The 12,139-nt window shown below is 39.8% G+C and carries 10 protein-coding genes; 6 read left to right on the top strand and 4 right to left on the bottom strand.

All coding sequences use genetic code 11. The features are described from left to right. The first annotated feature begins 2 nt into the window (after positions 1–2). The 5 genes from I6E80_RS13520 to sucD all read left to right on the top strand — a co-directional run bounded on the left by I6E80_RS13520 (position 3) and on the right by sucD (position 7,371). Entirely contained in the window at positions 3–719 is a 717-nt protein-coding gene (locus I6E80_RS13520) for a succinate dehydrogenase iron-sulfur subunit (RefSeq protein WP_007375751.1), read from the top strand. Positions 720–814: 95 nt separating this feature from the next. Then, positions 815–3,634, top strand: a complete 2,820-nt coding sequence (gene sucA / locus I6E80_RS13515) for a 2-oxoglutarate dehydrogenase E1 component (protein ID WP_024599576.1) — start codon at positions 815–817, stop codon at positions 3,632–3,634. Between the two features lie 3 nt (positions 3,635–3,637). Then, positions 3,638–5,155, top strand: coding sequence for a 2-oxoglutarate dehydrogenase complex dihydrolipoyllysine-residue succinyltransferase (gene odhB, locus I6E80_RS13510; protein WP_197185750.1), 1,518 nt, complete (start codon positions 3,638–3,640; stop codon positions 5,153–5,155). A gap of 177 nt (positions 5,156–5,332) precedes the next feature. Further along, positions 5,333–6,499, top strand: a complete 1,167-nt coding sequence (sucC, locus tag I6E80_RS13505) for an ADP-forming succinate--CoA ligase subunit beta (protein ID WP_024599574.1) — start codon at positions 5,333–5,335, stop codon at positions 6,497–6,499. Next, complete coding sequence (sucD, locus tag I6E80_RS13500; RefSeq protein ID WP_024599573.1) at positions 6,499–7,371, top strand: succinate--CoA ligase subunit alpha; 873 nt, start codon at positions 6,499–6,501, stop codon at positions 7,369–7,371. The genes sucC and sucD overlap by 1 nt, the downstream gene beginning before the upstream one ends. A gap of 59 nt (positions 7,372–7,430) precedes the next feature. On the opposite strand, the gene I6E80_RS13495 is transcribed toward sucD, so the two are convergent. Continuing rightward, a complete protein-coding gene (locus I6E80_RS13495; RefSeq protein ID WP_197185749.1) occupies positions 7,431–8,501 on the bottom strand; it encodes a DUF3083 family protein in 1,071 nt (356 codons plus the stop codon). Between the two features lie 218 nt (positions 8,502–8,719). On the opposite strand from I6E80_RS13495, the gene glnS reads away from it, so the two are divergent. Then, the gene (gene glnS / locus I6E80_RS13490) at positions 8,720–10,378 is read left to right on the top strand and encodes a glutamine--tRNA ligase (protein WP_197120939.1); all 1,659 of its coding nucleotides are present in this window, start codon (positions 8,720–8,722) and stop codon (positions 10,376–10,378) included. 308 nt (positions 10,379–10,686) lie between these two features. Here glnS and fur read toward each other — a convergent pair whose 3' ends face one another. The 3 genes from fur to ybfE all read right to left on the bottom strand — a co-directional run bounded on the left by fur (position 10,687) and on the right by ybfE (position 12,137). Then, complete coding sequence (fur, locus tag I6E80_RS13485; RefSeq protein ID WP_007586857.1) at positions 10,687–11,130, bottom strand: ferric iron uptake transcriptional regulator; 444 nt, start codon at positions 11,128–11,130, stop codon at positions 10,687–10,689. A 186-nt stretch (positions 11,131–11,316) separates the two neighbouring features. Further along, entirely contained in the window at positions 11,317–11,844 is a 528-nt protein-coding gene (fldA, locus tag I6E80_RS13480) for a flavodoxin FldA (protein WP_007586856.1), read from the bottom strand. Between the two features lie 14 nt (positions 11,845–11,858). Then, on the bottom strand, positions 11,859–12,137 hold the full coding sequence (gene ybfE / locus I6E80_RS13475) for a LexA regulated protein (RefSeq protein WP_002962928.1): 279 nt from the start codon (positions 12,135–12,137) through the stop codon (positions 11,859–11,861). Between the last annotated feature and the right edge of the window lie 2 nt (positions 12,138–12,139).

The following is a 12,139-nucleotide window of genomic DNA, read 5'->3' as shown; positions in this document are numbered from 1 at the left end:
CGATGGCACAAGTACAATTTTCAGTTTATCGTTATAATCCAGATGTTGACAACGCTCCTCGTATGCAAGAATACACCTTGCAAACAGAGGAAGGTCACGACATGATGGTGTTGGATGCACTTATTCTTCTAAAAGAACAAGATCCTACATTATCTTTCCGTCGTTCATGCCGTGAAGGTGTGTGTGGATCTGATGGTGTTAACATGAATGGTAAAAATGGTTTAGCATGTATTACTCCTTTATCTACGCTACAAAAAAATGGCAAAGGTAAAATAGTAGTACGTCCACTACCAGGTTTACCTGTGGTTCGTGACCTTGTTATTGACATGAGTCAGTTCTACACTCAGTACGAAAAAGTTAAACCTTATTTAATTAATGATCAGCCTGCAGCAGGCGAACGTCTTCAAACTATTGAAGAACGTGATAAATTAGACGGGTTATATGAGTGTATTTTGTGTGCATGTTGTTCAACATCGTGTCCTTCGTTCTGGTGGAATCCAGACAAGTTCATTGGTCCAGCAGGCCTTCTTCATGCTTACCGTTTCTTGGCTGATAGCCGAGATACAGCAACTGAAGAACGTTTAGCGGATTTAGACGATGCGTTCAGTGTGTTCCGTTGTCACAGTATCATGAACTGTGTTAGCGTTTGTCCTAAGGGTCTTAATCCGACCAAAGCAATTGGACAAATCAAATCTATGTTACTAAACCGAGCGGTTTGATAGCTTAGTAAAGGTAAGATGGCTAATATTAAAATTATATTAGCCATCTTGTTATAATAACTATTAATTTCTGCGCTAAAAAAAAGGGCTTATAAATGCACGAAGGTGTGATGAAGGCATGGCTAGAATCTTCACATTTAAACGGCGGCAACGTTGCTTATGTAGAAGAGCTTTATGAAGCGTATTTAGACGATGCGACTTCTGTGCCAGACGAATGGCGAGAAGTGTTTGAACAATTACCTAAAGTTGATGGTGTGGATGTTGAAGTAAAACATTCAGAGGTTCGAGCACAGTTTGCACAGCTTGCTAAAAACAAGCATAGAGAAGTAGTGGTAGCAGAGGGTAGTGGCGGTGACCTTAAACAGGTTAAAGTTCTACAACTTATTAATGCTTTCCGTTTTCGAGGACACCAAAATGCAAACCTAGATCCATTAGGCATTTGGCAGCGAGAACGTGTACGAGATTTAGAGCTAGAGTACCACGACTTATCTTCAAGTGATTTTGACCGCGAGTTTAACGTAGGATCGTTTGCCGTTGGGCGCGATACTATGCCTTTAGGTGAATTATACCAAGCTCTGAAAACTACTTATTGTGGTTCGGTTGGCGCTGAGTATATGCACATCACATCAACAGAGGAAAAACGTTGGTTACAACAACGTCTTGAATCTGTCCAGTCTAGACCTAAATTCTCAAAAGATGAAAAGCTTCGTATCCTGAAAGGGCTTACAGCAGCTGACGGTCTTGAAAAATATTTAGGCTCAAAGTTTCCAGGTGCTAAACGTTTTTCACTTGAAGGTGGTGATGCGTTAGTTCCAATGCTTAAAGAGCTTATTCACCGTGCTGGTGAAAGCGGCCAACAAGAAGCTGTTATTGGTATGGCTCACCGCGGTCGTTTAAATGTTCTTGTGAACGTACTTGGTAAAAACCCATCAGAGTTATTTGATGAATTTGCTGGTATTCACAAAGAAACATTAAGTTCTGGTGATGTTAAGTATCATATGGGTTACTCGTCTGATTTTGCTACCAAAGGTGGCAATGTACATATGGCGCTTGCTTTTAACCCATCACATCTTGAAATTGTTAATCCAGTAGTTATGGGCTCTGTGCGTGCTCGTCTTGATCGCTTAGGTGACAGCTCTGGTATTAAAGCATTACCAATTACAATCCATGGTGACTCTGCGATTGCTGGTCAAGGTGTTGTACAAGAAACGTTTAATATGTCACAAACTAACGCGTTTAGTTGTGGTGGTAGTATTCGTATTGTTGTTAACAACCAAGTAGGTTTCACAACCTCGAAGCAAGATGACGTTCGTTCAACGCCATACTGTACTGACATTGCTAAAATGGTCCAGTCTCCTATCTTCCATGTTAATTCAGATGATCCTGAAGCAGTTGCATTTGTTACTCAAATTGCACTTGATTTTAGAAATCAGTTTAAGCGTGATGTAGTAATCGATTTAGTTTGTTATCGTCGCCATGGTCACAATGAAGCTGATGAGCCTAATGCAACTCAGCCTGTTATGTACCAAAAAATCAAAAAACATCCAGTGCCGCGTTTAATCTATGCAGATCAACTTATTGCTGAAGGTTCTTTCTCTGAACAAGAAATTAAAGCGCTCGCTGATGAATATCGTGATGCATTAGATGAAGGTAACTGTGTTGTTTCTGAAATACAGCCAGAGACTTCACATTCTTCTGATTGGGCAAAGTATGTTGGTCATGAATGGGACGTTGAGTATGATGCTAGCGTACCTTTAGAAGAGCTTAAGGCTCTTGGTGAGAAGATAGCTTCTTACCCAGAGCAGTATAAAGCACAGTCACGCGTTAAAAAGATCTATGACGACCGTAAACTAATGGCTTCTGGAGAGAAACCACTTGATTGGGGTATGGCTGAAACGCTTGCTTATGCAACAATTGCAACTGAAGGTACTGATATTCGTTTAACGGGTCAGGATTCAGGACGTGGTACTTTTTTCCACCGTCATGCGGTAGTTCATAGCCAATCAGACGGTGCTACTTATACGCCACTTCAACACTTGAGTGAAGACCAAGGTACTTTTCAAATATTTGACTCTGTTCTTTCTGAAGAAGCTGTTGTTGCCTTTGAATATGGTTATGCAACTGCGGAGCCAACTTCACTACTACTTTGGGAAGCTCAATTTGGTGATTTTGCCAATGGCGCTCAAGTAGTATTTGACCAATTTTTAAGTTCTGGTGAGCAAAAATGGGGCCGTCTATGTGGTCTTACAATATTGTTACCTCATGGTTACGAAGGTCAAGGTCCAGAGCATAGTTCAGCACGCCTAGAGCGTTTCTTACAACTATGTGCTGATCACAATATGCAAGTATGTGTTCCTTCAACGCCAGCGCAAGTTTACGCTATGCTTCGTCGTCAATCAGTTCGACCACTTCGTCGTCCATTGATTGTTATGACGCCTAAGTCACTACTTCGTCACCCGCTTGCTACTTCATCACTTGAAGAGCTTTCACACGGTGTTTTCCATAATATGATTGACGAAATCGATGATATTAAGCCAGAGAAAGTAGAGCGTGTTGTATTTTGTAGCGGTAAAGTTTACTACGAGCTATTACAAGAACGTCGTAAGCTTGAGCAAGATAATATTGCAATTGTACGTGTTGAACAGTTATACCCGTTCCCACACGATGAAATGCAAACAATTATAGAGCGTTACCAACACGTAACTGATTTTGTTTGGTGTCAAGAAGAGCCACAAAACCAAGGTGCATGGTACTGTTCACAACATCACTTTATTGATGCAATCCCACAAGGTGCTAAATTAAAATATGCAGGTCGTAAAGCCTCTGCATCGCCAGCGTGTGGTTACATGTCAGTACATACTAAAGAACAACAAGCGCTCGTAGCCGACGCGCTTACTATAGAAAATAAAGGATAAGCAATGAGCACAGAAATTAAAGTTCCTGTTCTTCCTGAGTCGGTTGCAGATGCTACCGTTGCTACATGGCATGTAAGTGTTGGCGACAAAGTAACTCGCGATCAAAACTTAGTAGACATTGAAACAGATAAAGTGGTTTTAGAAGTGGTTGCACAGCACGACGGTGTAATTACAGAAATATCACAAGAAGAAGGTGCAACCGTACTTGGCGATCAAGTTATGGGTTTACTTGGTGATGCTGATGCAGCGCCAGCAAGTGAAGGTTCAACTAAAGAAGAATCAGCACCAGCTAAATCAGAAGACGCGCCAGCGGCGCAATCAGCACCAGCATCAGAAGGTAAAGAAGTGGACATTAAAGTACCTGTACTTCCAGAATCAGTTGCAGACGCAACAATTGCTACATGGCATGTACAACCAGGTGACGCGGTAACACGCGACCAAAACTTGGTAGATATTGAAACAGATAAAGTTGTTCTTGAAGTAGTAGCTCAAGAAGATGGCATCATGGGTGATATCATTCACGGCGAAGGCGATACTGTATTAGGCGAGCAAGTAATTGGTTCGGTTAAAGCAGGCGGTGCACCAGCGGCTCCAGCTGCAAAAGCAGACTCAGCGCCAGCAGCAGATTCAAGCGAAAGTTCAGATGTGTTAACACCATCAGTTCGTCGTTTAATCGCTGAGAAAGGCTTAGACGCTTCTAAGATTAATAGCACGGGTAAAAATGGTCGTGTAACTAAAGAAGACGTTGATACTTTCTTAAAAGCACCAGCGCCAGCGGCTAAAAAAGCAGAAGCTTCTGCTCCAGCAGCACCGATGGGCGATCGTACTCAAAAACGTGTTCCTATGACCCGTTTACGTAAAACGATAGCAACACGTCTTCTTGAAGCTAAAAACTCAACTGCAATGTTAACAACATTCAACGAAGTGAACATGGAACCAATCATGAGCCTTCGTAAGCAGTACCAAGAAGTGTTTGAAAAGCGTCATGGTATTCGTTTAGGTTTCATGTCTTTCTACGTGAAAGCGGTAACTGAAGCACTTAAGCGTTTCCCAGATGTTAACGCATCAATCGATGGTGACGATATTGTTTATCATAACTATTTTGATATTAGCATTGCAGTATCTACTCCACGAGGTCTAGTTACTCCAGTACTTAAAGATTGTGACAAACTATCTGTTGCTGAAATCGAAAAAGGTATTCGTGAACTAGCACTTAAAGGTCGTGATGGTAAGCTTACGCTTGCTGATATGACTGGTGGTAACTTCACTATAACTAACGGTGGAGTATTTGGTTCATTACTATCTACACCTATCATTAACTTGCCACAATCTTCGATTTTGGGTATGCATAAAATCCAAGACCGTCCTATGGCTGTAAATGGTAAAGTTGAAATACTTTCTATGATGTATTTAGCACTTTCTTATGACCACCGCATTATTGATGGTAAAGAATCTGTTGGTTTCTTAGTGACTATTAAAGAGTTACTTGAAGATCCAACTCGCTTATTGCTAGATGTTTAATCTAGTTGTATGAAATGTAAGCTGTGAATGAACATTCACAGCTTTTTTTTTGCGCCTTTGGTCTTACTGGGGTTTTCATGTTAAGCCTTGGGATCTATACTAGGTGCGCAATTTGGGATAGTTGTTTATTTGAAAAAATATTCAGCTCTTTTAGTATAAAAAATTGGATAAAGCATCATGAATTTGCATGAGTATCAGGCAAAACAACTTTTTGCCGAATATGGTTTACCAGTTTCTCAAGGTTTCGCTTGCGATACACCTGAAGAAGCTGCAGCAGCTGCTGAAAAAATCGGCGGTGATATGTGGGTTGTTAAAACTCAGGTTCACGCAGGTGGACGTGGTAAAGCTGGCGGTGTAAAGCTAGTTAAAACTATCGACGAAGTAAAAGCGTTTGCAGCTAACTGGTTGGGTAAAAACCTAGTTACTTACCAAACAGACGAGAAAGGCCAGCCAGTAGCTAAAATTTTAGTTGAAAGCTGTACTGACATTGCTAACGAATTGTACCTAGGTGCAGTAGTTGACCGTGCATCTCGCAAAGTAGTTTTCATGGCGTCTACTGAAGGCGGCGTTGAAATTGAAACTGTTGCAGAAGAAACACCTGAGCTTATCCACAAAGCTGAAATCGATCCACTAGTGGGTCCACAGGCTTTCCAAGCACGTGAGCTAGGCTTCAAATTGGGTCTTAACCCAGTACAAATGAAGCAGTTTGTTAAGATCTTTATGGGTCTTGGTAAAATGTTCACTGATTTTGATTTCGCACTACTTGAAATCAACCCGTTAGTAATCACAGACGAAGGTAATCTTCACTGTCTTGACGGCAAAATCGGTATCGATGGTAATGCACTTTACCGTCAACCTAAAATCCGTGAGTTCCATGATCCATCTCAAGAAGATGCACGTGAAGCACACGCAGCAAGCTTCGAACTTAACTACGTTGCTCTAGATGGCAATGTTGGTTGTATGGTTAACGGTGCAGGCCTAGCGATGGGTACTATGGACATCGTAAACCTACATGGCGGCAAACCGGCTAACTTCCTAGATGTTGGCGGCGGCGCGACTAAAGAACGTGTTTCTGAAGCATTCAAAATCATTCTTTCTGACGACAATGTTAAAGCTGTTTTAGTAAACATCTTTGGCGGTATTGTACGTTGTGACATGATTGCTGAAGGCATCATTGGTGCAGTTAAAGAAGTTGGCGTAACCGTACCAGTTGTTGTACGTTTAGAAGGTACTAATGCTGAATTAGGTCGTGAAGTTCTTAAGAACTCTGGTCTAGATATCATTGCTGCTGAATCACTAACAGACGCTGCTGAGAAAGTTGTTGCTGCTGCGGAGGGCAAATAATGTCTGTATTAATCAATAAAGATACAAAAGTTATCTGTCAAGGTTTCACTGGTGGCCAAGGTACTTTCCACTCAGAGCAAGCGCTTGAGTACGGTACACAAATGGTTGGTGGTGTTAGCCCGGGTAAAGGCGGTCAAACGCACCTTGGTCTTCCTGTATTCAACACAGTTCGTGATGCTGTTCAAGAAACTGGCGCAACAGCTTCAGTTATTTATGTACCAGCTCCTTTCTGTAAAGATGCAATCTTAGAAGCTATCGATGCTGGCATCGAGCTGATTGTTTGTATCACTGAAGGTATCCCTACACTTGATATGGTTGATGTTAAAATCAAACTAGATCAAACAGGTACTCGTATGATCGGTCCTAACTGTCCAGGTGTTATCACTCCTGGTGAGACTAAGATTGGTATCATGCCTGGTCATATCCACAAACCTGGTAAAGTAGGTATTGTTTCTCGCTCTGGTACTTTAACGTACGAAGCAGTTAAGCAAACTACTGATGCTGGTTTTGGTCAGTCTACGTGTGTTGGTATTGGTGGTGATCCAATTCCAGGTACTAACTTTATCGACGTTCTAGAAATGTTCGAAAAAGATCCACAAACTGAAGCAATCGTAATGATTGGTGAAATTGGTGGTACTGCAGAAGAAGAAGCTGCAGAGTACATCAAAGCAAACGTAACTAAACCTGTAGTATCTTACATTGCTGGTGTTACTGCACCAGAAGGTAAGCGTATGGGTCACGCTGGCGCAATCATTGCCGGTGGTAAAGGTACTGCTGATGAGAAATTTGCTGCATTAGAAGCTGCGGGCGTAAAAACTGTACGTTCACTTGCTGATATCGGTAAAGCACTTAAAGAGAAAACAGGCTGGTAATCGCTTGTTTCCTTTAAAAAGGCCCGCATATGCGGGCCTTTTTGTTATTAGCTGAAAATTTAGAACGGGTAACTGATATGTTGGAAAAAACGTACAGATAAATCTTGTCGCTGCTTATTTATGGCTAGCTCATTGCACAGAGAATGAATTGTTTTTTCCACTTGGTTCATAAATCGACCGTACCCAATTTCATGTTTATCCTGTTGCGTAGCAACCACTACAAAATGTAGGGTCTCTACTAGTTTATTTGCCTCATAAAAATACTTAATCTGATTTTCATTAGAGTCAATATCAAAACTTAATTTTTGAAGTTCTGCATTGCCTTCACTTTTATCAATTTTACTGTTTCGTATAATAGGTGTTGCGCCATTAGCAACCATAGCGCCATGATTCAGGTTGTTATTTTGACACGCACGTATAAATGAGTAGGCAAAGTAGTCATAAAATTTAGCATAGCCATTTGTGTTCATTAGTGTTTGAAATTGCGTTTTAATAGCGCGCGAAACCGGTATAGTAAAAGTCGCGTAAGTCATCTCTGCGTAATCATTGGGTATGCTGCATTGTCTTGACTGATAGCGAGGGAAAAGGCTTCTTAATTTGTAACCATAGCTTTCTTTATTGCCTTTTTCTTTAGCAAATAGGTCATATGTTAAGTGTTGATGATCGCGAAGTTTAAACTGGGATTGATTTACTAAAAGTTGTTCTTGTAGAGTGTTTAAGACTTTTTGAACTTTATTATGAAATTCTGCAGAGTTGGCTCGTAAATCATCGCCTGTAGCTAAAAATAGAATACGTATTTTTTTACTCGGTGTACCTTCAGTGTAATAAACCTTATGCGCTTCATGATAGCAAGGGTTATAAAAAAAGAGCATCTGTTTATCTGTCTCAAACTGATAAGACTCATCATTAAACCTTACAACGGGCAGTTTATCATTCGCTAATAAGTGCACATTATAAAGCTCATATTCATCGCAAGAAGCAAACAGTTGGCGCGCAATACGTTCATAGCAACAATTTATATCACTAAAACTTTTGTAAAAATCTTGATTAGGGGTGATTTCTGCTAAAAGGTAGTGGTTTGCGCGTGCGTTAGTTGGAATATATACACGATGTTGATTAAGTGTAGCCATCTTCGAATCCTTATAAAGTAGGTTATTTTGCTACTATAATTGGCTTTGATGACTTAAATATTGCGCTAAAACAAATTTTATTCATAAACAAGAGTTAAGCTGAATTAAAGTTAAGCAATATCTAGAATAAACCTTAATCTATTGCTGTATGTTAGTGTATGTTTTTGTAATAATGCATTAGTTTTGTTATTACGTAATATTTAGAGGACTGCACTCCTATGGCGGAAACTGAGAATCGCCCAAGTAACTTTATTAGAACCCGAATTGATGAAGACTTATCAAGTGGAAAACATGCCACTACGCATACACGTTTCCCACCTGAACCAAATGGTTTTTTGCATATTGGTCATGCCAAATCAATTTGTTTAAATTTTGGCATCGCAAAAGATTACAATGGTTTATGTAACCTACGTTTCGACGATACAAACCCAGAAAAAGAAGATATTAACTATGTTAATTCTATAAAAGAAGATGTTCAGTGGTTAGGTTTCAATTGGGATGGTGATATAAAGTATTCTTCTAATTATTTTGATACTTTATATGGCTACGCTGTTGAGTTAATTGAAAAAGGTTTAGCGTACGTTTGTTTTTTAACAGCAGATCAAGCACGTGAATATCGTGGCACATTAAAAGAGCCAGGTAAAAACAGCCCATACAGAGATACTTCAGTTGAAGAAAACCTAGCGTTATTTGAAAAAATGCGTGCTGGCGAATTCAAAGAAGGTGAATGTGTCTTGCGTGCAAAAATTGATATGGCAAGCTCATTTATGGTGCTTCGCGATCCAATTATTTACCGTGTACGTTTTGCTCATCATCATCAAACAGCAGACAAGTGGTGCATTTATCCAATGTATGACTTTACGCACTGTATTTCTGATGCGCTAGAGGGCATTACACATTCGTTATGTACATTAGAATTCCAAGATAACCGTCGTTTATACGATTGGGTACTTGATAACATTAGTTTAGAGTGTCACCCACAGCAAATTGAGTTTTCACGTTTAAATCTTGAATACACAATTATGTCTAAGCGTAAGCTAAGCGACTTAGTGGTAAATAACCATGTAGAAGGGTGGGATGACCCACGTATGCCTACAATTGCAGGTCTACGTCGCCGTGGTTATACACCTGGCTCCATTCGTGAGTTTTGTTTGCGCATTGGTGTAACAAAGCAAGAGAATATGGTTGAAATGGGCATGCTTGAAGCGTGTATCCGTGAAGATTTAAACGAAAATGCACCGCGTGCAATGGCCGTACTCGATCCTGTTAAAGTTGTTATTGAAAATTACGATGCAGACAAGGTTGAGGTTTTATCTGTGGCTAATCACCCAAATAAAGAAGAAATGGGTCGCCGTGATGTACCATTTACTCGTGAAATCTATATAGAACGAGAAGACTTTAAAGAAGAAGCGAATAACAAATTCAAACGTTTAGTGCTTGATAAAGAAGTACGTTTACGTGGTGCTTATGTTATTAAAGCACAGCGTGTTGAAAAAGACGAAAACGGCGAAATCACAACTATTTTCTGTACTTACGATGCTGAAACACTGGGCAAAAATCCAAGCGACGGACGTAAAGTAAAAGGTGTTATTCACTGGGTTTCAGCACCAGAGTCTATTACCGCAGAAGTTCGTTTATACGATCGTTTGTTTAGTGTGCCAAATCCAGCAGCCGCTGATGAGTTTGAAACAACATTAAATCCTGAGTCACTGGTTGTTTTATCAAACGCTAAATTAGAGCCATCGCTTGCCAATTCACAAGCAGAGCAGGGCTTTCAGTTTGAGCGTACAGGTTATTTCTCTCGTGATTCTAAATCAGAGAACGTTGTATTTAACCAAACAGTGGGTCTTCGCGATTCATGGTCTAAAACTCAATAAGTAATATCTAAAAAACCTGAACTCTGGATAATAAATCTATCTCGAGCAACTATTTTCAGCGCTAACTGCGTTGAATTTACTTGCAATAGGCCAGCTATTGACGCGTGAATTCGCCTTGTTTTCACTTAAAATCTCTGGCTAGAGAAAATAAATTTAAATATCACCATGATTCAATACGTTGGTAAATCTCTTAACCAGAGTTCAGGTTTAATATCCCCAGTTTTTACTGGGTATGTTTATTACAAGCGTATTTTAGACACAAAAAAACCTGCACTTAGCAGGTTTTTTATTGCTTTTTAAAAGCGGTATTAGCTGTTAGCGTCGCTAAACTCTTTACACGCTGCTTTATCATTACACTCACCGTATAAATATAAAGAGTGGTTTGTAAGTGTAATACCATTTTCTTCAGAAATTTCAAGTTGACGACGTTCAATCATCTCATCTTCAAACTCTACCACTTTGCCACATTTCAAACATACTAAATGATCGTGGTGTGTGCTTCCAGAAAGTTCAAATACTGATTTGCCACCTTCAAAGTGATGACGGCTTACAATACCCGCATCATCAAATTGGTTAAGTACGCGGTATACAGTTGCAAGACCAATTTCTTCGCCTAAATCCAAAAGAATTTTGTAAACATCTTCAGCGCTGATGTGTTGGTTATCTGGAGATTGTAAAATCTCTAATATTTTAATACGCGGTAAAGTTACTTTTAAACCGGCTTTTTTAAGTTCCAAGTTATGATCAGTCATTAAATCTGTCTCAATTTTATTTGGTTATACTAGACATCTTGCAAAGATGTACACGACACATTAGCAACAAACAGGATAACGTGCCTAAGCGTTAAGTGCAAAGAACAATTGATTTATATTGCCACTAAAGCTTAAAACGCTAACTGTTTGATAATTATTTAAACAGTTAGCGATATATGCAGTAAATTAGTCAGCTAATTCACTTAAACACATTTCTTCATATACTTGAGCAGACCATGCTTTAACACGTTGTTCTGTAAGCTCTGGTTGGCGGTCTTCGTCGATACCCAAACCTACAAAATGTTTATCATCAGCCATGCCTTTAGATGCTTCAAAGTCATAGCTTTCACTCGGCCAATGACCAACCACAATAGCGCCACGCTCAGTAACGATATCGTTGATCATGCCCATAGCATCTAAAAAGTACTCAGCGTAATCTTCTTGGTCTCCACAACCAAAAATAGCGACAAGTTTACCTTCAAAGTCTACTTCTTCAAGCTCTGGAAAAAAATCATCCCAGTCACATTGTGCTTCGCCGTAGTACCAAGTAGGGATACCGAATAAGATCAAATCAAATTCAGCAATCTCTTCTTTAGAGCTTTTTGCAATATCATGAACAGCCACTAGCTTTTTACCCAATTCTTTTTGGATCATTTTTGCTACGTGTTCTGTGTTACCTGTGTCACTTCCGAAAAAAATGCCTACACTTGCCATGGATTTAAAACCTTTTATGTATCAATAGCCAATCTTTCTTGTAAAATTGTTTCAATCAGCGCACTGCGGCTAATATTTTGTGCATCTGCCATATCACTCAATGCTTGATATAACTGCGATGAAACTTTAAATTCAACACGCTTTAAACCACGTGCTTTATCTCTTTTTATTTGATTACGTTTATTTACCTTTAACTGCATATCCCGTGAAAGGGGATTGGTTTTAGGTCTGCCTGGGCGTTTTTCGTATTCAAATAAATCGAGTGTAGTTCTATCTGTTTCTGACTTCGCCATGC

Origin of the sequence: Pseudoalteromonas sp. NSLLW218, from assembly GCF_015864775.1 — a bacterium.
Lineage (GTDB): Bacteria > Pseudomonadota > Gammaproteobacteria > Enterobacterales > Alteromonadaceae > Pseudoalteromonas.
The sequence above is the reverse complement of the archived record's forward strand: the minus strand, read 5'-3'. Positions and strand labels throughout refer to the sequence as shown.